The sequence below is a fragment of the Sphingobacterium sp. LZ7M1 genome (assembly GCF_024296865.1).
Classification (GTDB): Bacteria; Bacteroidota; Bacteroidia; order Sphingobacteriales; family Sphingobacteriaceae; genus Sphingobacterium.
This window is the reverse complement of the sequence record NZ_CP101134.1, coordinates 2,659,993-2,684,580: the sequence shown is the minus strand read 5'-3', so window position 1 is coordinate 2,684,580 and position 24,588 is coordinate 2,659,993. Positions and strand designations below refer to the sequence as shown.

Below are 24,588 nucleotides of genomic sequence, written 5' to 3'. Positions count from 1 at the left end.
TATGGGCGTTAAATTGACCAAAAAGGATGTTATTTGGAGTTATTTAGCGCAATTTTTTGGAATAGCTTCAGGTATTTTCATCCTTCCTATTATTTTAAGATTACTTTCAACAGAGGAAATTGCATTAAACTACTTGATTGGATCCTTGGGGTCCATGGTTGCTTTGTTCGATTTTGGTTTTGCACCGCAGTTCGGAAGGAATATTACCTATGTATTTAGTGGGGCCCAAGAAATTCAAAAAAAGGGTATCCAAGATGTAAATGGATTAGGAGAGATTAATTATAATCTTCTCGCCAATATGATCAATACGGCTAAATTCGTGTATCTACGGATTGCTATTTTTTCTGGGATAGTTCTTTGTACGTTTGGGACCTGGTATATCTACAGTGTCACCAACGGTTTTACAAGTGTGAACCATGTGATCTGGATTTGGATATTTACCATTATTTCCATCTTTCTGAGTTTCTATTTTACCTATTTTGATTCTTTATTGATAGGACGAGGATTGATCCGCAAAGCCAAAATTGCCGGGATCATCTCCAAAGTTGTCTATATTTCTCTAGCCATCTCCTTTTTGTACATGGGCTATGGACTTTTTGGAGTGGCGATTTCCAGTCTATGTTCCACCTTTGTATATAGATTCATTTCTTACCGGTTCTTTTATGACCGTGATTTCAAAGAAAAGCTGAAAGGGATAAAACCAAAGCCTGAAGAAAGAAAGGATTTGTTTCTAAAGATTTGGCACAATTCAAGTAGATTGGGATTGGTGTTTATCTCTGCATATGCCATAAATAACCTCAGTATGTTTTTAGCAGGTTTATACCTGAGCAGTGAGGAGGTCGCATCTTATGGTCTGTTAATCCAATTGGTGGGTATTATAGGGGTGGTTTCAGGAACATTGATCAACAGTTATAACCCTACATTTGCTTCGCTGCGAATCTCAGGGAAATCAAAGGAGGTGATGCAAACTTTCTCCTTTGCATTGTTCGTGTATCTTTCCTTATTCATTATGGGGGCCTCTTTTTTGATTTTCTTGGGCCCAATGGTACTTGAATTTATAGGTTCTAATGCAGTTTTGCCAAATGCCTATATCATGATGGCATATTGTTTAGTTGTCATTTTAGAAAATAACCATTCCAACTTTGGAACTTTGATAGTGACCAAAAATGAAGTTCCTTTTTTGAAGTCGTCCATCATTGCAGGATTTTTTGTTGCAATCGGTGATTTCCTGGTTCTAAATTATCTTTCGTTTGGAGTTTTAGGGTTAATTCTAGTCCAAGGGATAGTACAATTGGCTTATGCGAATTGGAAGTGGCCACTACTGGTATGTCAAGAGTTTTCAACCAGCTATTTGAAGATTTTGCGCCTTGGTTATAAGGAAACCATTTTAAAAGTTAAGCTCCTGAGATGAACGAATTAGCAATAGTAATTCCTTATTTCAAGATTGATTATTTTGAAGAATGTATAAAATCTTTAGCTAACCAAAGCAATAAGAGGTTTTCTGTTTACATAGGAAACGATTTAAGTCCGGATGACCCTTTACCTATCATCGAAAAATATTTATCATCAGACCAGTATTTCTATTTCAATTATTCCGACAACTTAGGTGGGAAAAATTTGGCTTTTCAATGGATGAGAATTTTGACTGAGGTTAAAGAGCCTTGGTTTCAAATATTGGGTGATGACGATTCCATTTCCTCAAACTTTGTAGAAGAGTTTTATAAGAATTTAGCCTTCATCGATTCTTGCTGTCATGTGTTAAAATTTAATACAATCCTTGATTTTGTAGGTGACAAGGAAGTTAGGTTTTATAATGGATTTAGAACTGGTTACTATGACACCTATAATCTAATATTAAGAAAGATTGCGGGAGGACTGAACAGTAGCCTAAGTGAGCATGTTTTTAGGAGAGAAAGGTTTAATGATGTCGGTTTTGAAATTTATCCTCTAGCTTGGCACACAGATGATTTTTTGATCTTGAGTATGTCAGGATTCAATAAAATTTACTTCATCAGTGATTCCAGTGTGGTAGTGAGGGTTTTTAGAAACAGTACCTCCGGTTCTGAAAAGAATCACGTTGAAAAGTCGGATGCTACAAAAAAGTATTTGAAGGATTTTGCACAGCTATTGATCCATAGCAATAGGGGGGTCCAAGATAAGAGGGACTTTTTAATTGCAATAAGAAAGTATAAATTTGAAGTCGGGTTAGACTATATATCGGAGATTTATTCCTTGTTTGGTCTATTAGGTACTGTGTATTTTCGGTTATATTCAATTGGCTTAAGTTTAAAGATAAAATAAGGGTTTTCGGTAGAGTAAAAATTAGCATAGTTCTTTTGTGTGAATTATTAGAAAATTGTAATTAAAATATTGTCCTAATATTTTACAATTTATTAATATATCCCTATATTGGACCCATGATCCAAGTAACAGTAATTGTTCCGGTTTTTAATGTTGAAAAGTACATCAGAGAGTGTTTTGAGTCGGTTGCTCTTCAGAATTATCCTTATTTGACCTGCATGTTCATTGACGATGGGAGTACTGATGCAAGCTTTGATATTCTTCAAAAGAAAATTGATAGCTATAATGGACCAATCAATTTTAAGTTGCTCAAGAATGATAAAAACCTAGGGGCTTCAGGAACTAGGAATCGAGGGATCAGAGAAAGCCAGTCCGATTATATTTATTTCTTAGATAGTGATGATGCAATTTCTTCAACTTGTATCGATGAGTTGGTATACCATGTATTTAAACATCCAGGTGTCGATATCGTTCAAGGGGAAATTTTAAGTGAGGTTGCAAATATCAACCATGTTCTGAAAATCTCTGGTAAAGGATATCCAGATTATTCTTGTGACATACATTGGGTCCGGTCAAACATTTTCAATAGCTTACCTATTTCACCTTGCAATAAGCTTATTCGCTTGGATATCTTAAAGAGGCATGAAATCTACTTCATGGAGGGTATTGTGAATGAAGATGTGCTGTGGACCTATCATTTAAGGAAGTACATAAAAAGTTTAGCCTTCAATTTCAGAGAAACTTATTTCTATAGACATAATCCTAATTCAGTTACTATTTCTGTACAAAATGAAAGACGGAGATTAGTGGATCAGTTCTTTATTTTGGACAGTTTTCTTCAAGATATTGATTCAAGCTATAAGGAAGTTGACAATTTTGGAATTCTAAAACAGTATTCTCATGTGAAATTAATGACTATTTCTCCCGAAAATCAGGAATATTTTATTGCAAGTTTAAACACCTGTATTCGGAAGGCTTTGAACACCCAAGGAATTTTGAAATTTTATAAGCCATTTTTCTACTATTTAACCATTTCAGGCGCGATTTTTGGTAGATCCTTATTCATTTGGCGTAAATTTCTTGGTATTTTATTTAGGTACAATAAAGTTATTGAGAAACAGCGACTTAGGGAGATTTAATCAACAAAACTGAACTATTTTATTCATTTACCTATTAGTTAATACATCATGGGGAAAGTAAAGGCAATCGCATTCTATCTTCCACAATTTCATCCAATTAAAGAAAATGATGAATGGTGGGGGAAAGGTTTTACAGAATGGACAAATGTTGCAAAAGCAAAACCAATGTTTCCGGGACACTATCAACCACATATTCCTGCCGACTTGGGTTTCTACGACTTACGTCTTTCTGAGGCACGGATTGCGCAGGCAGATTTGGCAAAGAAATATGGTATTTCTGCGTTTTGTTATTGGCATTATTGGTTTGGGAATGGGCGCCGGATATTGGAACGGCCATTTCAAGAGGTTTTGGAATCGGGTACCCCAGATTTCCCTTTTTGTCTAGCCTGGGCAAATGAAACCTGGAGCGGAATCTGGCATGGTAATCCCAAAACTATTCTAGTTGAACAGGTTTATCCTGGAGAGCAAGATTATATCGATCATTTCAATAGCATATTACCTGCATTTAAGGACAAACGATATTTTAAGGTTGATGGGAAACCATTATTTATGGTTTATAAACCAATGGAAATTCCTGATTTGCCGTTGTTTGTTTCCACATTTAGAAGATTAGCTACCGAGAATGGTCTCGAAGGCATTCATTTAGTTGCGACTAATGTCGATCCAGATTGGGATACTGAAAAGTACGGATTTGATGCTCTAACTCCTGCGGTTCATACAAAGGATTCTTATTTAAGATCTGCAAATAAATTTGTTGACATATATAGGAGAGCGAAGACAAGTAGATTAAATAAGTATTATAAAAAAATATTTAAGCGTCCTGTTAGGATTTATAACTATAAGGATGCTATTCAAGAGTTTGATGAGAATTCGGGCAACAATATTTATTATCCAACCGTGATTCCAAATTGGGATAACAGCCCAAGAAGCGGATTAAATGGATTTATACTTCATGATTCTACGCCTGAACTATTTAAGAAGGCAATGGTCAATGCGGTCAAGATGGTGAAAAAATATGATCCCGAGAATCAGATCGTTTTTATTAAATCTTGGAATGAATGGGCTGAAGGCAACCATTTGGAGCCAGATTTAAAATTCGGTCATAAATATCTAGAGGTTGTAAAGGATGTCCTACAAACAAAAGATTAATTAAGGCTTTTCAATAAAAAAAGGTATCATTTATTTAATTTTCCAACTCGAAATTAATTAGATGATACCTGTAACAAAACCATTTTTACCTCCAATAGAAGATTATAAGCAATACTTGGACAGTATTTGGTCTAGGAATTGGCTTACAAATATGGGTCCTCTTGCCAGTAAACTGGAGATGGAGCTGAAGGATTATTTCGATGTAAACCATTTATTATATGTTACTAATGGTACAGTAGCACTTCAATTGGCAATCAAAGCCTTAGACTTAACCGGAGAAATCATAACCACCCCTTTTTCATTCGTTGCCACTACGTCTTCCATTGTTTGGGAGGGCTGTACACCTAAGTTTGTGGACATTGATCCTAAAACTTTGAATATAGACCCCAAAAAAATTGAAGAGGCAATCGGACCAGATACAAGTGCTATATTGGCTACCCATGTTTATGGAAATCCATGTGATGTTGAAGCTATTGAAAAAATTGCCAAAAAGCATAATTTAAAGGTGATATACGATGGGGCACATGCATTTGGAGTAAAAGTGAATGGTAAATCAATTTTTGAATATGGTGATATCAGTACTTGTAGTTTGCATGCCACAAAGCTTTATCACAGTATAGAAGGCGGATTGGTTGTTACAAAGGACCCAGATTTGTTGAAGAAAATCGCTTACATGAGAAATTTTGGAATCTCTGGATATAGCAGTTTTTCTGAATTGGGGTTAAACGGTAAAAATTCGGAATTCCATGCAGCCATGGGCTTGGTCAACTTTAAGTGGTTGGACAAGATTATCAGCCGACGCTTAGAAATAATACAGCGATATTCCGAAAATCTAAAGAATTTTAAAGCAACAGTACCCGTTTGGCATGAAAATTCAAACCAAAATGGTGCATATTTGGTTTATGTAATAGAATCAGAAGATCTATTATTAAAAATCAAATCCACTTTGGATACATTTGAAATTTTCACAAGAAGGTATTTTTACCCTAGCTTGTCTTCAAGTCTACCTTATCTTGATCCAGTATCAATGAAGGTTACTGATGACATAGCGAAAAGGGTTTTATGTTTACCATTGTACTATGAATTGACAGATGATGAGGTGGATTGGATTTGCCGCATTATTTTAAGAAGTCAAAACAATTAGTACATGTTAATATTTGGAGCCAAAGGCCTTGCAAAAGAAGTTTTGGAGGTTTGTTTGGAAACAGTAAATAAGAGTAATATCGTATTTTATGATGATGTATCATCTGATTTACCTGATAAGCTATATAATGAGTTTTTAGTCCTGCGAAACCTAAGTGAAGCAAGTGATTATTTTGCAAAGGTCGATAAGAAGTTTGTTTTAGGATTAGGTGGGCCATTATTAAGAGCTGGAGCGTTCAGAAAATTTGTTGAAGCAGGAGGGATACCCCATTCATTGATTTCCCAGACCAGTAAGATTGGTTCTTTTGGGGTGGAGGTTTCAGAAGGGGTAAATGTAATGTTGAATTCAGTCATTACCAATGATGTTAAGATTGGGAAAGGAGTTTTAATCAATCAAATGGCATCGATTGGACATGATGTGATAATTGATGACTTTGTTGAAGTATGCCCTGGAACTGCGATTTCAGGACATTGTAAAATAGGTGAATTGAGCTTCTTAGGAACAAATTGTACCATCCTGCCAAATGTCACAATCGGAAAGAGAGTGGTAGTAGGGGCAGGTTCAGTGATAAATAGAGATATTCCGGATGGCAGTACAGTTGTGGGTGTGCCAGGGAAAATAATAAAAACCAACAATTATTATTAAGGTTAATAGTTAGAATAAAATTTATAATTTAAAACAAATGTGATATGATATAAAAAGGGATATAGTACTCGAAAAAATCACACACACTAAACACACGCTAATAATAGTAACATCTTAGAACAAGTTCATTATGCTTAGAAAAAAAATAGGTATAATGCAGCCATATTTCTTTCCTTATTTAGGATATATCAGTTTGATCAAACATACTGATAGGTTTATTCTCTTGGACACCGTCCAATTCATTAGACGGGGTTGGATAGAAAGAAATCGGATTTTAAAGCAAAAGGAAGGATGGTTGTATATCCAGGTTCCATTGAAAAAAGAAAATGGAAGATCTACCTTAATTAAAGATTGTGTTTTAGATAACACTAAACCTTGGAAAGAGAAAATACTAGCACAATTTCAAATCTATAAGAAAATTGCGCCGAATTACGAGTTAGTGATGGATTTTTTGAGAAAGACATTTTCAAAAGATTTTGATAATATCACTTCATTGAACCGCCATGTCCTTACTGAAATATGTAAGTATTTGGATATGGAGCGTGATATATCAATTTTTTCAGAAATGGGAATTAAAATTGATCAACCTCAAGATTCAGATGAATGGGCATTAAATATCTGTAAAAGATTAGGAGCAAAGCTCACTTACATTAATCCTATTGGAGGTATGAGTTTCTTCGATCGAACAAAATATTTCAATGCTGATATTGATATGTATTTTCATCAAATCAATCTTCAGGAATATAAACAAGGATACAGAGAATTTGAACCAGGATTGTCCATTTTGGATGCGCTGATGTCCAATACAAAAGAAGAAATCCATAATATGTTAGATCAATTTGAATTTATTTAGATCCCCTTTAATTACACCAAACAAACAACAATTTTAACATAAGTAGTAACTATTTATCAAATAATAGGTTTTTGTTTCATGACGGAAGCCTATTGAGAATTTAACTATGGACGAAAATAAACAAGGAAATGTAGATGTTTCAGTTGTAATGACTACATACGGACATGAAGATTTTATTTTAAAAGCAATCAATGGGGTTGTTAGTCAGGAGTTTAATGGTGTTATTGAATTAATCATTTCGAATGATAAATCACCAGATAATACTCACCAGGTGGTCGAGAAATATATAAAAGAGAATCCCTGTCCGCCTAATGTTATTATTAGGTATTATAACCATGAAGTTAATAAAGGTTCCATTAAAAACTTTATTTGGACCTTTAAGCAAGCGAAAGGAGAGTTTATCGCAGTTTGTGAAGGTGATGACTATTGGATCGATGTGAAAAAAATCCAGAGGCAGGTTGATTACCTGAATGAAAATCAAGATTGTAACCTTGTATACCATAGAGTTCTACTATATGAGAATGAGGAGGGTCGCTTTATGCATGAAACCTTGAATAAAGAGGAGGAAAGTTGTAAAAAAACTATTGAAGAGATATCAAACGGTAATTTTATCCATACTCCTTCTGTACTCTGTAGGAATAACTTAAAATCTATAGATCTTTTAGAACATTCACTTGTTGGGGATTATGTATTGTGGTTTCTAAATGGTGAAATGGGCAAATATGGCTATTTACCGCAATTTATGGCGGTTTATAGGATGTCTAATATTTCTATTTTTGGGAAGAAATCTATCTATTTCCAATCCATCCATGTATTGAAGGCTGTTTTAAATCTAAAAAACTACACAAAAGACAATAATATTAAAAACAATTTTGTTCTTCAGAGCCAGAGGATTTCTGAGGATATAGGTATATCGGCTTTGTCTGGGAAAGAGTTTATGGACCTTTTCAAGATCATGGTTAAGATTTCTCCTAGTAATGCTGCCTATTTAATAAAAAGGTTGGCTACCAAAATTTCATTTAAAAGAGCTGCCATAATCGCAATGATCTTTTCAAACCTTGAACTTTATGCCGCTTAATCTCTCAAAATATCCAAAGGTTCTGCGATGCCTTGCTGCTGGATATAGCAGGAGGATTTTCAATCTCCCGCTATTCTCCAATGAGGAAGCGGTAATTGAAATATGCCAATCTCAGGAGAGAAGAGATGATATTCCGAAATTAATCTGGATCTATTGGGAAGAAGATGAGTTGCCGCAAATTGTAAAAGGGTCAGTAGAAAAAATAATTAAACTTAATCCCGATTTTGAAGTAAAGGTTCTATCTAGTCATACTATTAAAAATTATCTGCCTGATTTTTATTGCCATGCGGAAGTTCCTATACCAAATAAGACCGATTTAATGAGATTAGAATTGTTGTTTCGGTATGGAGGTGTATGGATGGATGCTACTATCATCTTACAAGAAAGTTTAAACTGGATATACCAGGAGCCATTAAGAAACAAATATGATGTCATTGGTTATTATAGATCGGTAAATACCTATGATAACAACTTTCCGGTAATTGAAACTTGGTTTTTAGCCTCTCAGGTTGGCAATAAATTTATAAAAGATTGGCTGGATGTACTTAGTCCATTAAGGGATATGGGGAGTCCCCAGTACTTTAAGATGCTGCAGGAGAGGGAGGATTACGCCATTATCCAAAAGAATATTGAGCCTCCATCATATTTATTGGTTTACCTGGCATGTCAAATTGCTCAAAGAAACACACTTGGATATAATTTATATCTACGTAAAGCAGAGGCAAATGCATTTTTTTTACAAAATCACTATGAATGGAATTCTAATGTAATTTCTTATGCCCTAACTCGTTTGGACGCAAGTCAATCAAACTATAAACTCATTAAGTTGACGTCGGGGGATAGGTCTCTTTTAAGTAGTTTGGAGGAGTTGAGGTTGATTAATAAAAGAAGTTTTATCGGTCAGTTATTGAATTGAAAATCTTAATAAATATTGTTTTTGAATAAATAACAAACATGTTTTATGATTGAAAAGGAATTAGTTAATTTTATTAAAAGTTTTGGAGTTAATTTTCTAAAGAACAGTTTCATTAAAAATGGAACACATCATTTAGAAAGTAATATTTCATTGCTTAAAAAGAATGCTATTTCCTCTGTCAAAATACCTAAAAAAGTATGGATCTATTGGGATTCTTTACAGGTTCCTGATTTGATAAAGGCAATAATTGAAAACAACAAAAGGAAAAACCCTACCTATGAATTTACGGTGTTGAATGAAACCAATCTCTTTGATTTCATTCCAAAAGTTGATTTTCATAAAGACATGTTGGCTGCCCACAAAGCAGATTATATCCGGTTGAAATTACTATCTACAAATGGTGGTATTTGGTTAGATGCGACTACTATTCTGGTAGATAAATTGGATTGGATAGAAGAGATGAGTAATTCAAGCCATTATGATTTGATCGGTTATTACCGTGAGAAAAGTACTGTTTGTAAAGAATTTCCCATTGTAGAAACTTGGTTTTTAGCAACAGGGCCGAACAATTATTTTATTAACCGTTGGCTGGAAATGTTTTCCCCAATAATAAAATATGGTAGTAAAGGATTTTTTGAAGTATTAAAATCAAGAGCGGATTATAAATTGATATCACAAGACTTGTCAAATCCAGCTTATCTCATGTTAAATATGTGTGAGCAGATTGCTAGCCGAGAATTGAAGGATGTAAATATGTATTTGAAAAAATGTGAGGACAGTGCATTTTTTATCCAGGAGAATTGTGATTGGGATTTTAACAGGATTAATTATGTCCTATGTAGGCAAAAAATGAACATTAATAATTTTCCTGTTTTGAAATTGACATCAAAAGATAGAGAGTTAGTTGAATTTTATTCAAAGGTCAATTTGATAAAAAGAGAGAGTATAATAGGCCAAATTCTAAATAATAAATCGAACGTAGCATCATAATATTCATGTTGAATAAATATAAAAACTACACAAAGAGCCAATATATAAAAGGGGACAGAATGTATTATCCAGCAAGATTTTCTAGGGAAAATATTATTGATTGGATTCTTTGTTCTGAAAGATATCTTTTGAGGTCATTTGTAGTTGCCTTAAGATCTGAAGAATATTATACTTTTTTGCAACCTAATAAATTGTTGAAGTTTTATTATACGAGAAAGAAAAATAAACTAGGATCAAAGCTTGGGTTTTTTATTCCTGCCGGTTGTTTCGGGTTAGGATTGCACTTGGCACATTATGGTTCCATAATTATCAACCCAAAAGCAAGGATAGGGGAAAACTGTACCATTCATGGGAATTGTTGTATTGGTAATACCGGAAGTGATGATAATGGCTTGCCAGTCATTGGAGATTTTGTGGATTTTGGTCAAGGTTGCCAAGTTTTAGGAGATATTACAATATCGAATCATGTAAAAATTGGAGCAGGGTCAATTGTGTTAAATTCAATCCTTGAGGAAGGTGTTTCTGTTGTTGGAATTCCAGGTAAGGTAATCGTTAAAAAATAATCAAGTATGTTAATTTCATTTGTTCTTCCAGCATATAAATCGAAATTCCTTAAACAAGCAATCGATAGTATATTAGATCAAACTTATTCAGAAATAGAGTTAATAATTATAGATGATAATTCTCCAGAAAATTTATATGAAATAGTTTCAACTTATCAGGACCCAAGAATTTCTTATTATAAAAACGAAGTAAATATTGGAGGGAAAGATCTTGTAGCTCAATGGAATAAATCAATTGATTATGCTAAAGGAGATTATTTAGTTTTAGCTGCAGATGATGACCTTTATCATCCTGAATTTACCGCAAATTGCATAGAGTTGATTAAGAAATATCCAGAGGTTGATATTTTACGCGCTAGGGTCTCTGTAATAAATGATGCTGGTGACCTATTGGAAATCGATGGAATCTTGGCCGAAAAGTGTAGCCAGATGGAATATGTCTATGACTGGGTAAAAGGCATTCCGTTTGTATGTATTGGAAATTACATGTTTAAGACTAAAGTGATCCAAAAAGAAAGGTTTGACAGTTTGCCTTTTGCCTTTGGAACTGATACTATTAGTACAGTGAAACTGGCTAGAAATGGAATAGCTAATACAAGTCAATTATTATTTGATTTTAGGGTCTCAGATATCCATCTTTCAAGTGATAAAACGAAATATGAACACAAAATAAAGGCAATTACTCATCTTTATACCATGATGCGAGCAATTGATTATCATCAGCCAAAGGATGAAATTGAGAAGCTGTGTTTGCAGAAAATCCAATGGGACACCCTTTATCAAAAATGTGTTTATGATTATTATAATGTAGCTGTTAAGAATTTACCTATAAATAAAGCAAGATGTATAGAGAATTGTGAATTATTAAGTAGAAAGGATAAAATGATTATGTACTTTAGATTTTTTAAGGACAAACTACTACGTTAGTTAAGAGGAAAGTCCTAATAATTTATATTTTTTATGCGTGTTTCGGTTCCAATAGTAGTCGCATTTACTGAGAATTATTTTATTCCTGCAGTAACCTGTTTGTCTTCCATTTTAAAAAATTCAAATCCAAAATATCAATTTGAAGTAATCTGTTTATTAACAAAAGACCTTCCTGAGGATCTGCAGGGCTTATTAGCGAAGTTAAATCCACAACGGATGAAATTCACGTTTCTAAACCTTGACGGGGCATTAGAAGGCGTTTATGTAGATGAGCGATATACCATTGCTGCCTCATTTCGATTGTTATTACCCGAACTTCTAAAACAATATGATCGTGTAATTTATACCGATTGCGATGTTATCATTCAAAAGGATCTCGGTGAATTATATGAATCTATGGACTTAAACGGTAACTACCTAGCTGCCGTTTATGAAGCTGCATTGGAATCACAGATACCGTATTTAGAAGAAATTGGCTGTGAACCCGGTTTCTACTTTAATTCTGGTTTTTTGCTGATGAATTTGGAGTTAATGCGCCAAGACAATATGTCGAAAAAGTTTATTGATGGTCTGAAGGTTCCTTATTTACAATTCCCAGACCAGGATGTACTCAATATTTATTGTAAAGGGAAAGTATTGGGCCTATCGCCAGTATATAATGGAATTCGTACCTTTTTCCTTCCTCAATTCAAGCCTGATTTTCTGAAAAAATATACGGAGACTGATTGGAATCAAATTCAAAATACTGGAACAATACATTATACAGGTGGAAAACCATGGAATGAGTTGACCATAAAATTTGAAGTTTGGTGGAAATATTATTTTGACTTACCTCAAGAATATAAAGAAAAATGGAATCCAAATATGAAACTTCAATCATTAGCGAAGTTACTGCTAATGCCAATATTAGGAAAAGTTAGTTTAGGTTCAATTGCGTTAATTCGAAAAATTAAAAATATTTGATTTCTAATAATTTTTTTCAATTCTCTAATTTATTGAAAGGTGCTAGGAAGTATAAAAAATTTACCCATAATTAGTCAAATCTGGTCATTCATAAGAAAAACCAAGATTATCAAGAAGCATAAGGAAGTTGCTAGTTTTTGGCATCCTGTAATCGATCAATATTATTCTGGTCAAATTGTTCTTGAAAATTTAAAACCTAAAAAAGAATTTCAAACCGATAGGATTATTTGGCAGTATTGGGGTCAGGGCTGTAGCGATGCTTCTCTTCCTGAGGTTGTGAAACATTGTTTTGAATCAGTAGATCAATATAAAGCCGATTATTTAGTAATTCGAATTGACGACTCAAATTATAAGGATTATGTGGATCTTCCAGAATATGTCATTGAAAAATTAGAAAAGGGTATTTTTAAGAGAACTTTTTTTTCTGATCTACTTCGACTTTCATTACTCAGTCTTTATGGAGGCGTGTGGCTGGATGCTACGATTTTATTGACAGCTCCATTAGATGAAAAATTTAAATCCTTGCCTTACTTTATGTATCAAAGGGATAATAAGGAGCAAAAAAAGAGTTTTTGGGAGAACAGTTATGCCTTTTATTGGGGATGGGACAAAGAATTTAAAGTCAAGGTATTAAACAGCATTATCTATGCTGAGAAAGGCAATGACTTGATAACAGATATGTTGGAGTTGATATTATATTATTGGCGAACGCAAAATGAAATTATAGATTATTTCTTCTTTCAAATTTTATATAATGAACTTGTAGAAGGGGAATTAAAGGACAAGCAGTGTCAAGTGGTCAGTGATGTATATCCTCATATCCTTCAGACTAAATTCAATGGGTTAGAAGGATTAATGGAATATGGGGAGGCTTTGAATTTTACATCAACTCATAAAATGTCCTATTTTGATGCTGATGGTATGAAGAAAATGAATGCATTTTTACAAAACTCGAATAAATTATGAAACACGCATTCCTGATTATAGCTCATAATGAATTTGATATACTATCAATTCTGGTCGATCTTCTAGACGATAGTCGAAATGATATCTTCATCCATATTGATAAGAAAGTGAACGATTTACCTGCAATAAAAAGTAAATATTCGAATCTGTTTTTTGTAGATAATTCAAGCAGGATAGATGTTAGGTGGGGAGATATCAGCCAGATTGAAGCAGAATTTGCCCTTTTTGAATTGGCAAATCAAAACGGTCCTTATGCCTATTATCACATGATTTCCGGCGTCCATCTCCCATTGGTCAAACAAGATACCTTTCATGAATATTTCTCATCCATACCCATTTCCCAAGTATTCGTTCCGATGCCCTCGAGTCCTGAAGAACTTGAAAGAAAAGGGAATCGTATGAATTTATTTATGAAGAGCTTTAACTCCAGATTGATGTCTCAAAGGTTATGGAGGGTAGGAATCAAGGTGCAGGATCTACTTGGGGTATATGTGAATAAAGATCGCACCTTTATTAAGGCTTCAAACTGGGTTAGTATTACTGATGACGCCGTAAAATTCCTTTTGTCTAGAAAGAAAACAATATTAAAAAAATATAAATATACCATGTGCGGAGATGAGCTTTTCGTACCTACTGAACTTGTCTATTCTGGAAAAAATTGGAACATTATGTATTCTGATAGGGTATTGATGCATAAAGTTGGTAATGCAAATTCAACAATTTTTTCTCAAGAAGATCTTGGGTCTTTAATTGAATCTAATTGCTTATTTGCAAGGAAATTTAGCTCATCACATTTTGGAATAGTTGAAAAGATATTGGATAGAATTAAATCCTAATTATGAAACATGCATACCTGATATTAGCTCATAATGAGTTTGAGGTTTTAAACAGACTTATTGAATCACTTGATGATGTGAGAAATGATATCTATATCCACTTCGACGCAAAAGTTAAAGAGTTACCGACCTTAGCGGTAAAATTTTCGAAATTATTTATTCTGGAAAACCGCGTAGATGTTAAATGGGGAGATGTAACTGTAGTGGAAGCTGAACTGAATCTTTTCGAGGCAGCCTCAAAAAACAAGTCCTATCAATATTACCACTTATTATCAGGGGTAGATATGCCAATAAAGTCCCAAGATTTCATTCATCAATTTTTTAACTCCAACCAAGGAAAGGAGTTTATTGGTTTTTATACTGGGGACATAAGTAAAGAAATTGATAGGAAGGTAAGAAGGACCCATTTGTTTTCAAGTTCTTTTAGAACGAATGAAGGAGTTTCCAATCAACTGAAAAGAATTGTAAGAGCAAGTTTAATTCGAGTTCAGGAACTTATTGGTTATAAAAGGAATAAAAGTATTGAATTCAAGAAAGGGACGCAATGGTTAAGTATTTCTGATGGCTTGGTTAAACTAATATTAAAGGATAAAAATAAGATTTTGCGAATATATCAAAACAGTTTTTGCTGTGATGAAATTGTAGTTCAAACGATTTGTTGGAATTCCGTATACAAAAATAAAGTTTATGATTACAAGGATGAGGGAAGAGGCTGTATGCGAGAGATTCGATGGGAAAATAATGTGATCAGAGATTGGGAAGATGCTGATTTTGAGTATTTAATACACTCAGATAAATTGTTTGCACGGAAGTTTAATTCAAAGAGTATCAATGTTGTAGATAAAATTCTACAGTATGTTCAGACAAATAAAGCTTAGTTTTGTGGGGACTTGAAAATGAATAGAAAGCCACTAATTTCGATAATTGTTCCTGTTTATAATGCAGAGAAAACTTTGCATATATGTTTGGATTCTTTATCATCCCAGACTTACAAAAATTTACAGATAATTTTCATCAATGATTGTAGCACGGATAAAAGCTTACAGGTGTTGGAAAAGTTTAGAGACCAATCACAGTTTGATGTAGAAATCATTATCCATGAGGTGAATAGGGGTGTTGCAGCTGCTAGAAACACGGGGTTGGATGCTGTAAAAGGGGAGTATATTTATTTTGTTGATGCAGATGATGCAATTGACCATGATGCCTTGGAGTTGTCAGCTGAAAAGGCTGAAAAAGAGAATCTCGATATTTTGGGATTTAGTTGGTATCTGACTTTTGAGAAAAATGAAAGAAAGATGAATCAGCCAAATTTTGAATCACCGATGGAGGCAATTGAAAAGATGATGAGGGGAACGATGAGGTGGAACCTATGGCTGTTTTTGTTCAAGACAAAATTATTTGTTGATCACAATATTCGATTCATTGAAGGTAAAAATATGGGGGAGGATCTGATGGTAGCGATTAAATTGTTCTGTAGTGCGAAAAATGTAGCTTATTTAGATCGTCATTTTTATCACTATGGACAAAGTAATACCGCTTCATTGACAAAAACCTATTCCGATAGTCATATTGAACAAGTGTCAGCAAACGTAGAAGACGTTGAAAACTATTTAAAAAACAGTGAATTATCAGATAAGTTAGGTAACTTAATATATTATTTAAAATTAAATATAAAACTACCATTATTAATTTCTGAAAAAATCTCTCAATATGAAAAGTGGCTAAGCTGGTTTCCAGAGGCAAATCCGTATGTGATGGAAAACACAGCCCTTCCTATGAGAACAAGACTTTTACAATTAGCTGCAGTCAAAAAACAATTTTGGCTGATTAAACTTTATAATAGAGTTGTTTTGAGAATGGTTTATGGAGTATTGTATAAATAATCATTGTACTATATGATTCGATTGTTGCTTTATATTATTCTAGGAGCTTCGGTGAGTTTTTATCTCTTTCCGATCTCTTTCACTTTTCTACCTAGCCTAAACACCAAAATGATCCTAGCATTGCTAGGTGTTATGTTTGCTGGGATGAATTGGTTAATGGAAAAAGAAATTAAAATTTCAAAAGGGTTTTTAGTTTCAGTCATATTAGCTTTGTTGTTTTCATTCATCTGCTTCTATTCTACCGACATAAATAAAACTACCGATTACGCCTATGCTTCTTATATACTAAGTTTTGCTGTTTGGTACTTTGGCGCTTATGCTATCTGTACTATGATTAAATCTGTCCATGGGAAAGTTGATTTTAAGTTAATAACTTTTTATGCCACAGCGGTTTGTGTCTTTCAATGTATAGCAGCACTTATGATTGATAATATCCCAAGTGTCAAGCTTTTCGTAGATAGTTATGTGTCTCAAGGCCAGGAATTCTTTGAAGAGGTCGGAAGACTTTATGGGATTGGTGCAGCATTAGACCCCGCTGGTGTTAGGTTTACCATCGTTTTATTAATGATTACTGCAACCCTAAATAATGATGAAAAAGTTAGGAACAATACTTGGTCAATTAGTTTATTGTTAATCGCCTTTTTCTTTATTGCAATTATTGGAAATGCCATTTCTAGAACGACCATTTTAGGATTGGGGGCATCCTTAGGCTATTTAGTATTTGGTTCATCCGTTTTTAGACAAGCTGTAAAGAAGTATTCTGGAAAATTAAGTCTTTTGTTCGGACTATTTCTGGTTGTAGCCATTGGAGTATCCATTTACCTATACAATACCAACGCAGAGTTTTATGATCAAATGCGTTTTGCTTTTGAGGGTTTCTTCAATTACGTTGAAAAAGGTGAATGGAGAACAGACTCAACAGATAAGTTGAATAGGGAAATGTGGGTATGGCCAGAGGATCAGAAAACTTGGTTAATCGGTACTGGATTGTTTGACAACTTCGTATTCAGTACGGATATTGGCTATTGTCGTTTTATCCTTTACTCTGGCTTAATTGGTTTTTCTGTATTCGCCCTTTTGTTTGTGGTAAATGCATTGGTTTTTATGAAAAGACACCCTGATTATTGGATGTTTTTCTTGATTTTATTGGTTTTAACCTTCGTTATCTGGTTTAAGGTTGCAACTGATATCTTTTTTATATACGCAGTTTTTTATTGCATCGATTCGTTAAAGGTTACAGAAGATATAGCTGAAAAAGAAGAAGTTTATGAAGATAGTTTATTGCATCCTAGGTACATTTAACTCAGGAGGTATGGAGCGAGTATTGGCTAATAAAACCAATTATCTTGCTAAACTTGGACACGATATCAGCATCATTACTACTGATCAGAAAAATCGAAAACCTTATTTTGATTTGGATGAATCAATAAAGCAAATAGATTTAGGCATAAATTATACAGAAAATAATAGTTCTGGTCTTCTTAAAAAGCTTTTTGATTACCCCAAAAAACAGGCATTGCATAAAAAATTGCTAACAGAACAACTGTTAGCAATTCAACCTGAAATCTGTGTTTCCCTGTTCGATCATGAAGTAGACCTATTGCCTGAGATAAAAGATGGAAGTAAGAAGATTGTTGAAATACATTTTTCAAGATTTAAAAGATTGCAATATGGTCGGAAAGGAATTTGGAAGATTATTGATAGCTATAGAAGTAAAAAAGACCTAAAGACCGTTCAGAAATATGATAAATTCGTCGTCCTTACAGAAGAAGATAAATCCTATTGGGGCGATCTTCCAAATATCATTGTAATCCCAAATGCCAATAGCTTTCCAGTTTCGCAACGTAGTAATTTAACTTCGAAACATGTTATTGCTGTCGGACGCTATGATTATCAAAAAAGATTTGAGGATCTAGTGGATGTTTGGAAAATAGTTCATCAACAAGAGCCAGATTGGAAGCTGAATATCTTTGGAAAAGGACCAGAAAAGGAAAACTTACAGAATCAAATCAATAAGCTGGGACTCGAAAAGACTTTAATTCTTCAAGAACCAGTAAGAAATATAGACCAACAATACTTGGATAGCTCAATGATAGCCATGACTTCAAGGTATGAAGGTTTACCAATGGCCTTGCTAGAGGGGCAGGCGTCCGGATTGCCTATGATATCATATGCATGCAAATGTGGGCCACGTGACATTATCCAGGATGGTAAAAACGGATACTTGTTAGAAGAAGAGGATAAAGCAGGTATGGCAAATAAAATATTAGAGTTGATACGTGATCCAGAATTAAGAGATACGATGGGACAGCATGCATTTGAAATGTCTGGAGATTTTTCAGAAGCAGCAGTTATGAAAAAATGGATTCAATTGTTTAATGATGCCTTGAATAGACGCCAATGAAAACTATTGTAATATCTGCCGTAAATTTAGTTGAAGCCGGTACTTTGGCTATCCTTCAGGATTGCTTGAGGTTTTTGTCAGACTATGCAGTGAAGAATGGTTACCGTGTTGTAGCTATTGTATATAAAAGAGAATTAACTGATTTTCCCAACATTGAATATATAGAGACACAATGGCCAAAGAAAAGATGGGTTAATAGGCTTTGGTATGAATATGTCTCTTTAAAAAAGATTTCCAAAGAAATAGGTCCGGTTGAATTATGGTTTGCTTTACATGATACGAGCCCTTCCGTAATTGCCAATAGGAGAGCGGTATACTGTCATAATTCATTTTCCTTCTACAAATGGAAAATGCACGATTTGTTTTTTGCCCCTAAAATTGCCATGTTCGCAATCTTCACCAAACTTATCTATAAGACCAATATCCATAAAAATGAGTATTTAGTTGTTCAGCAAGAATGGTTTAGGAGAGGGCTAAGCAAAATGTTTCATATTGATCCTAAAAAAATTATTGTCACTAGACCGAAAATTGTTGACAATGCAGTGGAGGTCATTGATCAAGAGCGAAATTCCAATTATAACTTTTTATTTGCAGGTTCTCCAAATAGTCATAAGAATTTTGAAGTTATCTGTGAAGCAGCGAGAATATTAAAGTCAGATTATGGTTTAAATAATTTTAAGGCTACTATCACTGTAAAAGGTAATGAGAATAAATATGCCAATTGGCTGAAAAATAAATGGGGAAGTGTAAATAATATTGAGTTTTTAGGTTTTATTCCAAAAGCGAAATTGCTTGAACTCTATGGAATGACCGACTGTCTTATCTATCCTTCAAAAGTTGAATCTTGGGGCCTGCCAATTTCAGAATTTAAGAAATATGATAGACCTATGCTTTTGGCTGATTTACCTTATGCACATGAAACCGCAGAAGGAAGTAAATTGACGGCCTTTTTTAATCCGGATAAACCAAAGGAATTGGCTGATTTAATGGCTCAATTAATAAAAGGAGATTATTCTTCACTAAAACCAAAACCGGTTGTTCCACTTGATGAACCAAAAGCTGACAATTGGGATGAATTATTTAATATTTTACTAAAATAACCGACGTACAGTTTATCATATGAAAGTTCTACAATTAGGTAAGTTTTATCCGATCCGAGGCGGTGTTGAAAAGGTTGAATACGATTTGATGCTTGGTTTATCAAATCAAGGTGTTCATTGCGATATGCTTTGTGCTTCCACAGAAGATCATCCAGAGGCTACAATACATCTAAATAAGTTTGCAACACTATTTGTCGTTCCGACTCAAATTAATGCTGCAGCGACCAAATTAGCCCCTAAAATGATCAGCAAACTCCGCAAGATATGTAGGAACTATGATGTCATTCATGTACATCACCCTGATCCCATGGCAACTTTGGCTTTGTTTTTATCGAATTATAAAGGCAAGGTTGTTCTCCATTGGCATAGTGATATCCTAAAGCAGAAGACTTTATTGAGGCTGTACAAGCCCTTTCAGGATTGGTTGATCAGGAGAGCTGATATAATTGTAGGAACCACCCCAATTTACGTTGAGCAGTCCAAGTTTCTAAAGCAGGTTCAATCAAAAGTGGATTTTATTCCCATTGGTGTGGATGTTGATCCTGAAATATCTCCATTGCTTGAAGATATTAAAAGGGAATATCCGAATAAGAAGATAATTTTTTCATTGGGTCGGCTGGTTGAATACAAAGGCTATGAGTACCTAATAAAATCTGCCAAATTCCTGGACGATAGTTATCAAATTGTAATCGGTGGCAAAGGACCACTGAAGGAAGAATTAGATGCTTTGATCTCTGAAAATGGATTAGGATCCAAGGTGAAATTACTAGGATTTATGACTGATGAAGAAGTGGTTGGATATTATCAAGCCTGTGATTTGTTTTGTTTAAGCTCCATATTAAAGACTGAAGCATTTGCTATTGTTCAAATCGAGGCAATGGGATATGGAAAACCTATTGTTTCAACCAGAATCCCTGAATCTGGCGTAAGCTGGGTAAATCAAAATGGTGTTTCGGGATTGACCGTAGAAATAGAAGATGAACGTTCTTTAGCGGATTCATTCACTACAATCCTGACCAACGAAGATGTCTACAAAAATCTATCGGATGGAGCGAGAAAACGCTATTTTGAGCATTTTACGCGACAAAAAATGGTAGATAAATGTTTACAAATATATAATAAGATTTTAGCCTAATATTGCCAATACCTAATTTAGCGCAAAATCGTAGAAGATGATTTTTATTGACGTTCAACAAATTTTCTTGCGATTCTTTCGTTGTTCTTATTCTTTCTTGCTAAATTATCATTATTTAACCTAAAAAATATTGATTAATGGACGAAAACATGAATGCAAAGAGCCATAAGGTTCCTAATCAATTATTTTTCAATTTAATCCAAGAAGATCTTAACCTTGGAAAAACCGTGAAATTTAATGTTTCAGGAAACAGTATGTTGCCCTTTTTAAGGCATGCAGATCAAGTTACAATCAAACAACCCATTAATAATAATGTTAATATAGGTGACATTCTTTTAGCCAAACATGAAGGAAAAATTGTTTTACATCGATTCGTTGGAATTAAAGATGGTAAACTAGTCCTTGCAGGCGATGGAAATCTCTATCAAAAGGAATTCATCCTTAAAGATGATGTGTTAGCAATCGTAATGAACGGCTTTAGAGATCGTAAAGAGCTTAATGTTAATTCTTGGTATAAAAAGAAGTTAGGGATGTTGTGGTACTATTTAAGGCCATTTAGATACCTCATAAGTAAATTTAATAGTTGAAAAATGAAATTGAGAACTGATTTGCAGCTTCGGAAGTTAGGAAATGACTATATCATTATTGACCCAGGTCAGGAAATGATTGATATGTCCAAAGTTTTTACACTAAACGAGACTGCTGCATTTTTATGGGAAGAGTTACAAGGTAAAGAATTTACTGAAGAAACTGTTTCCGATATTTTGTTGGAAAATTATGAAGTGAATGAGGATGTGGCGGTAAAAGATGCCAAAAAGCTTATCCAGACCTTTATAAAAGGAGGTTTAATCAGAGATTAAAGTAATGCTAAATAACAGGATTATTAATATATTTTTTTTATTACTTAAATCTGGATTGTGGAAAAATGCTAATTTAGATACAGAGTTTTTTCCTTTAACTAACCGAGAATGGGAAGAAATCTATAAAATTAGTATAAATCAAACCGTAGAATGTATCGTATTTGACGGTATTCAAAAATTAGAGCCAAAATACCAACCTAGTAAAATTTTGTTGTTGAACTGGGCGGTGAGAGTTGAAAAGCATGCGCAAAGGAATGAAAGAATGAATGAGATCATCATCAAATTACATTCTCTGTTCCAGGAACATCAAGTAAACAGCATATTGTTGAAAGGTCAAGGCCTTGCAAAATGCTATGACAATCCTGCAAGAAGGGTATGTGGTGATATAGATCTATTTTTTGAAGACAAAAACACTTATACGAAAGCATTTAATATTATTAACGAAAAAGGGTTAGAGATCAATTCTATGCCCGGATTTAGTTCCGAGTACAATTTTGAAGGATTTGAAGTCGAACATCATCGCAATATGTTTGATATCCATAATCCATTCGTTCAAAATAAACTGGAGAAAATCCGACTGGAGGAGGTCAATAACTTCACAACTTTAAATATTGAAAACACTAAAATACAATTACCGTCTGCATTAGAAACAATTATCCAAGCTAATTCCCATATCCTAAAGCATTTGCTTTCCTATGGTATCGGAATACGTCAATTATGTGACTCTGCAAGGATTTATGCACATTATAATCAAGAGTTGAGGACAAGTAATTTAAAAGAAATTTATTCCTCATTGGGGATAAAGAATTGGATAGATATGTTGCACCTCTTGTTAGTTAAATATTTGGGTTTAGAAGAATCTAATCTGCCTTATAAACTGACAGCAAATTTAGACGCGGATTGGATGATGGAAGATATTTTGGTGTCAGGGAATTTTGGGTTTCATAATGCAAATTTTGTAGATAAAGAAATCAATTTGAATGGCGGACGAGCGAATAAGAAAAGTAGGATATGGAAAAGCTTTTTGAAATATGTTAAGGTAACACCTTCAGAAGCAATCTGGTTTCCAATTATGCAATTTTATTCAAGGTTCAAAATATAAGGTATTGTTAGCAGGAATTACATATCAGCTAAAATGGGCTTGGGAACAAGCAAAAGGTCATAAAAATGAACTGATAGTTTTTTTCATCCTTGAGTTAATTGGAATTGCCTGCTCGTTATATTTTGTTGTATGGTCGAAACATGCAATTGATTTTGCAATAAGCGGTGATAAAGCTTCCGTTGATAAAGCGCTAATATTAACCGTATTATTTATCGTTCTTGGACTTATTGTTAAAGCTTGGGGATCTTGGATCAATGAAAGGACAAGAGCAAAAATGCTCATTGAAGTTCAAAATAAACTGATCAAGATCCAGATGTTGTCAAGATGGAAAGTAATTAAGAATTGGCACACTGGAGACATGCAGATAAGAATAAATAATGACGCCAATGAAATCGTGCAGATGATTGGTTTCTCATTTATTTCCTTTCTGATTACAGTGATCAAATTACTTGCTTCGTTTGCATTGCTTTGGTCCATGGACCCAATGCTTGCATTATTGATTTTGGCAATTTCACCATTGTTCATTTTTACCAAAATTTATTTCAAGAAACTAAGATTTATCAATAGATCTTTGAAAAAAGCAGAATCAAATTTAGGTAAAGTGGTACAAGAAAACCTGAGATTCAGAATGGTTCTCAGAGCTTTGGGACTTCAGAATTTCAGATGGCAGAAAGTTGAAGAGAGCCAAGCTAACATATATGATTTAAAACTGAAATTGTTGAATTTTTCAACAATTTCACAGAGTTCTTTGAAGTTACTTATCAATATCGGTTTCCTACTGACTTTTGTCTGGGGAGTTTATAAATTGAGAACTGATGAAATTACATTTGGAATGATGACCGCTTTCCTTCAATTAGTTGGAAGGATCCAAGGGCCATTATTGCTCCTTATGAGTTTTATTCCTGTTTTTATAAAATTTAGAACAGCAGCTGAAAGGGTGGAAGAGGTTTATAAAACAGAAGTTGAAGAAGAATATACCCCTGAATTTATCAAAGACCCATATGAATTGATCATCAAAAACTTAAGCTTTAAATATGAAGATAATTTGGTGATCGATGATTTTAACCTGAAAGTGAAAAAAGGCGAGCCAACAGCCATCATTGGTTCAAGTGGCAAAGGAAAAACAACGCTGATTAGGTTGTTGTTAGCTGTAATCCAACCTAACAAAGGTGAAATTTATGTGGAAACAGGGCTAAAAACATATGCAATTAATCATAATCACCGTGTAAATATAGCTTATGTACCGCAAGGAGATAAACTGTTTTCAGGTACCATTAAGGAAAATATCCTGACTGATACTGAAAATGTTAATCCTGAAAAGATATATGAAGTCTTGTACCTGAGTTGTTCCGAATTTGTTTATGACCTTCCTGATGGTTTGGATACGGTAGTTGGAGAATCCGGGTATGGTCTTTCCGAAGGGCAGGCTCAGCGTATTGCACTGGCAAGGGCATTAATGAAGGAAAACAGCATTTGGTTATTTGATGAAGTAACATCGGCTTTAGATCATAAAACATCAGAACTATTAATAGAGAGATTGATGAGTGCAGCGAAGAACAAGATTGTAATTTTTGTAACACACGACTTAAAATTGGCCGAAAAATGTAGTCAATCGGTTTATATGCAGTAATAAA

25 protein-coding genes are annotated in these 24,588 nt (G+C 34.0%); all 25 read left to right on the top strand.

The features are described from left to right. The first annotated feature begins 1 nt into the window (after position 1). Positions 2-1,411 carry an O-unit flippase-like protein gene (gene wzx / locus NMK93_RS11620; protein ID WP_254527410.1) on the top strand — a complete coding sequence of 470 codons (1,410 nt, stop codon included), beginning with the start codon at positions 2-4 and terminating at the stop codon, positions 1,409-1,411. After that, positions 1,408-2,301 (top strand): glycosyltransferase family A protein, encoded by an 894-nt coding sequence (locus tag NMK93_RS11615; protein WP_254527409.1) that lies wholly within the window; start codon positions 1,408-1,410, stop codon positions 2,299-2,301. The genes wzx and NMK93_RS11615 overlap by 4 nt, the downstream gene beginning before the upstream one ends. 116 nt (positions 2,302-2,417) lie before the next feature. Next, the gene (locus NMK93_RS11610) at positions 2,418-3,440 is read left to right on the top strand and encodes a glycosyltransferase family A protein (RefSeq protein ID WP_254527408.1); all 1,023 of its coding nucleotides are present in this window, start codon (positions 2,418-2,420) and stop codon (positions 3,438-3,440) included. A gap of 48 nt (positions 3,441-3,488) precedes the next feature. Continuing rightward, the gene (locus NMK93_RS11605; RefSeq protein ID WP_185212430.1) at positions 3,489-4,589 is read left to right on the top strand and encodes a glycoside hydrolase family 99-like domain-containing protein; all 1,101 of its coding nucleotides are present in this window, start codon (positions 3,489-3,491) and stop codon (positions 4,587-4,589) included. Positions 4,590-4,650: 61 nt separating this feature from the next. Then, positions 4,651-5,733: a DegT/DnrJ/EryC1/StrS aminotransferase family protein gene (locus tag NMK93_RS11600; protein ID WP_185216636.1), complete on the top strand. Its 1,083-nt coding sequence runs from the start codon at positions 4,651-4,653 to the stop codon at positions 5,731-5,733. 3 nt (positions 5,734-5,736) lie between these two features. Further along, positions 5,737-6,378, top strand: a complete 642-nt coding sequence (locus NMK93_RS11595; protein ID WP_185212426.1) for a NeuD/PglB/VioB family sugar acetyltransferase — start codon at positions 5,737-5,739, stop codon at positions 6,376-6,378. Between the two features lie 130 nt (positions 6,379-6,508). After that, positions 6,509-7,231, top strand: a complete 723-nt coding sequence (locus NMK93_RS11590) for a WbqC family protein (RefSeq protein ID WP_254771280.1) — start codon at positions 6,509-6,511, stop codon at positions 7,229-7,231. Between the two features lie 106 nt (positions 7,232-7,337). Then, the gene (locus tag NMK93_RS11585) at positions 7,338-8,309 is read left to right on the top strand and encodes a glycosyltransferase family 2 protein (protein WP_254527406.1); all 972 of its coding nucleotides are present in this window, start codon (positions 7,338-7,340) and stop codon (positions 8,307-8,309) included. Beyond that, positions 8,299-9,225 carry a glycosyltransferase family 32 protein gene (locus tag NMK93_RS11580; RefSeq protein WP_254527673.1) on the top strand — a complete coding sequence of 309 codons (927 nt, stop codon included), beginning with the start codon at positions 8,299-8,301 and terminating at the stop codon, positions 9,223-9,225. Before NMK93_RS11585 ends, NMK93_RS11580 begins: the two co-directional genes overlap by 11 nt. Positions 9,226-9,270: 45 nt before the next feature. Further along, positions 9,271-10,215 (top strand): glycosyltransferase family 32 protein, encoded by a 945-nt coding sequence (locus NMK93_RS11575; protein ID WP_254527405.1) that lies wholly within the window; start codon positions 9,271-9,273, stop codon positions 10,213-10,215. Positions 10,216-10,274: 59 nt separating this feature from the next. Next, complete coding sequence (locus NMK93_RS11570) at positions 10,275-10,778, top strand: serine O-acetyltransferase (protein WP_254527404.1); 504 nt, start codon at positions 10,275-10,277, stop codon at positions 10,776-10,778. 6 nt (positions 10,779-10,784) lie between these two features. Further along, positions 10,785-11,705, top strand: a complete 921-nt coding sequence (locus NMK93_RS11565; protein ID WP_254527403.1) for a glycosyltransferase family 2 protein — start codon at positions 10,785-10,787, stop codon at positions 11,703-11,705. Between the two features lie 33 nt (positions 11,706-11,738). Continuing rightward, positions 11,739-12,668 carry a glycosyltransferase family 8 protein gene (locus tag NMK93_RS11560; protein WP_254527402.1) on the top strand — a complete coding sequence of 310 codons (930 nt, stop codon included), beginning with the start codon at positions 11,739-11,741 and terminating at the stop codon, positions 12,666-12,668. Positions 12,669-12,707: 39 nt separating this feature from the next. Then, on the top strand, positions 12,708-13,634 hold the full coding sequence (locus NMK93_RS11555) for a capsular polysaccharide synthesis protein (RefSeq protein ID WP_254527401.1): 927 nt from the start codon (positions 12,708-12,710) through the stop codon (positions 13,632-13,634). Further along, the gene (locus NMK93_RS11550) at positions 13,631-14,470 is read left to right on the top strand and encodes a beta-1,6-N-acetylglucosaminyltransferase (protein WP_254527400.1); all 840 of its coding nucleotides are present in this window, start codon (positions 13,631-13,633) and stop codon (positions 14,468-14,470) included. The genes NMK93_RS11555 and NMK93_RS11550 overlap by 4 nt, the downstream gene beginning before the upstream one ends. Before the next feature lie 2 nt (positions 14,471-14,472). Further along, positions 14,473-15,348, top strand: coding sequence for a beta-1,6-N-acetylglucosaminyltransferase (locus tag NMK93_RS11545; protein WP_254527399.1), 876 nt, complete (start codon positions 14,473-14,475; stop codon positions 15,346-15,348). An 18-nt stretch (positions 15,349-15,366) separates the two neighbouring features. Then, positions 15,367-16,353, top strand: a complete 987-nt coding sequence (locus NMK93_RS11540; RefSeq protein ID WP_254527398.1) for a glycosyltransferase — start codon at positions 15,367-15,369, stop codon at positions 16,351-16,353. 420 nt (positions 16,354-16,773) lie between these two features. Next, positions 16,774-17,655 carry a hypothetical protein gene (locus NMK93_RS11535; RefSeq protein WP_254527397.1) on the top strand — a complete coding sequence of 294 codons (882 nt, stop codon included), beginning with the start codon at positions 16,774-16,776 and terminating at the stop codon, positions 17,653-17,655. 10 nt (positions 17,656-17,665) lie between these two features. Beyond that, entirely contained in the window at positions 17,666-18,757 is a 1,092-nt protein-coding gene (locus NMK93_RS11530; RefSeq protein ID WP_254527396.1) for a glycosyltransferase family 4 protein, read from the top strand. Beyond that, positions 18,754-19,857, top strand: coding sequence for a glycosyltransferase family 1 protein (locus NMK93_RS11525; RefSeq protein WP_254527395.1), 1,104 nt, complete (start codon positions 18,754-18,756; stop codon positions 19,855-19,857). Before NMK93_RS11530 ends, NMK93_RS11525 begins: the two co-directional genes overlap by 4 nt. Positions 19,858-19,876: 19 nt before the next feature. After that, positions 19,877-20,992: a glycosyltransferase gene (locus NMK93_RS11520; RefSeq protein WP_254527394.1), complete on the top strand. Its 1,116-nt coding sequence runs from the start codon at positions 19,877-19,879 to the stop codon at positions 20,990-20,992. Between the two features lie 137 nt (positions 20,993-21,129). Further along, positions 21,130-21,579: a S24 family peptidase gene (locus NMK93_RS11515; protein ID WP_254527393.1), complete on the top strand. Its 450-nt coding sequence runs from the start codon at positions 21,130-21,132 to the stop codon at positions 21,577-21,579. Between the two features lie 3 nt (positions 21,580-21,582). After that, the gene (locus NMK93_RS11510) at positions 21,583-21,852 is read left to right on the top strand and encodes a PqqD family protein (protein ID WP_185212398.1); all 270 of its coding nucleotides are present in this window, start codon (positions 21,583-21,585) and stop codon (positions 21,850-21,852) included. A 55-nt stretch (positions 21,853-21,907) separates the two neighbouring features. Further along, complete coding sequence (locus NMK93_RS11505; protein WP_185216608.1) at positions 21,908-22,954, top strand: nucleotidyltransferase family protein; 1,047 nt, start codon at positions 21,908-21,910, stop codon at positions 22,952-22,954. A 4-nt stretch (positions 22,955-22,958) separates the two neighbouring features. Further along, positions 22,959-24,584 (top strand): ABC transporter ATP-binding protein, encoded by a 1,626-nt coding sequence (locus tag NMK93_RS11500; RefSeq protein WP_254527392.1) that lies wholly within the window; start codon positions 22,959-22,961, stop codon positions 24,582-24,584. Positions 24,585-24,588: the final 4 nt, after the last annotated feature.

Coding starts and splice junctions, on each gene's coding strand:
- NMK93_RS11515 (WP_254527393.1), top strand. CDS start 21,130: ATGGACGAAAACATGAATGCAAAGAGCCATAAGGTTCCTAATCAATTA.
- NMK93_RS11615 (WP_254527409.1), top strand. CDS start 1,408: ATGAACGAATTAGCAATAGTAATTCCTTATTTCAAGATTGATTATTTT.
- NMK93_RS11560 (WP_254527402.1), top strand. CDS start 11,739: ATGCGTGTTTCGGTTCCAATAGTAGTCGCATTTACTGAGAATTATTTT.
- NMK93_RS11570 (WP_254527404.1), top strand. CDS start 10,275: ATGTATTATCCAGCAAGATTTTCTAGGGAAAATATTATTGATTGGATT.
- NMK93_RS11585 (WP_254527406.1), top strand. CDS start 7,338: ATGGACGAAAATAAACAAGGAAATGTAGATGTTTCAGTTGTAATGACT.
- NMK93_RS11530 (WP_254527396.1), top strand. CDS start 17,666: ATGGAGCGAGTATTGGCTAATAAAACCAATTATCTTGCTAAACTTGGA.
- NMK93_RS11535 (WP_254527397.1), top strand. CDS start 16,774: ATGATTGATAATATCCCAAGTGTCAAGCTTTTCGTAGATAGTTATGTG.
- wzx (WP_254527410.1), top strand. CDS start 2: ATGGGCGTTAAATTGACCAAAAAGGATGTTATTTGGAGTTATTTAGCG.
- NMK93_RS11600 (WP_185216636.1), top strand. CDS start 4,651: ATGATACCTGTAACAAAACCATTTTTACCTCCAATAGAAGATTATAAG.
- NMK93_RS11520 (WP_254527394.1), top strand. CDS start 19,877: ATGAAAGTTCTACAATTAGGTAAGTTTTATCCGATCCGAGGCGGTGTT.
- NMK93_RS11580 (WP_254527673.1), top strand. CDS start 8,299: ATGCCGCTTAATCTCTCAAAATATCCAAAGGTTCTGCGATGCCTTGCT.
- NMK93_RS11595 (WP_185212426.1), top strand. CDS start 5,737: ATGTTAATATTTGGAGCCAAAGGCCTTGCAAAAGAAGTTTTGGAGGTT.
- NMK93_RS11605 (WP_185212430.1), top strand. CDS start 3,489: ATGGGGAAAGTAAAGGCAATCGCATTCTATCTTCCACAATTTCATCCA.
- NMK93_RS11545 (WP_254527399.1), top strand. CDS start 14,473: ATGAAACATGCATACCTGATATTAGCTCATAATGAGTTTGAGGTTTTA.
- NMK93_RS11525 (WP_254527395.1), top strand. CDS start 18,754: ATGAAAACTATTGTAATATCTGCCGTAAATTTAGTTGAAGCCGGTACT.
- NMK93_RS11590 (WP_254771280.1), top strand. CDS start 6,509: ATGCTTAGAAAAAAAATAGGTATAATGCAGCCATATTTCTTTCCTTAT.
- NMK93_RS11565 (WP_254527403.1), top strand. CDS start 10,785: ATGTTAATTTCATTTGTTCTTCCAGCATATAAATCGAAATTCCTTAAA.
- NMK93_RS11540 (WP_254527398.1), top strand. CDS start 15,367: ATGAATAGAAAGCCACTAATTTCGATAATTGTTCCTGTTTATAATGCA.
- NMK93_RS11550 (WP_254527400.1), top strand. CDS start 13,631: ATGAAACACGCATTCCTGATTATAGCTCATAATGAATTTGATATACTA.
- NMK93_RS11510 (WP_185212398.1), top strand. CDS start 21,583: ATGAAATTGAGAACTGATTTGCAGCTTCGGAAGTTAGGAAATGACTAT.
- NMK93_RS11610 (WP_254527408.1), top strand. CDS start 2,418: ATGATCCAAGTAACAGTAATTGTTCCGGTTTTTAATGTTGAAAAGTAC.
- NMK93_RS11575 (WP_254527405.1), top strand. CDS start 9,271: ATGATTGAAAAGGAATTAGTTAATTTTATTAAAAGTTTTGGAGTTAAT.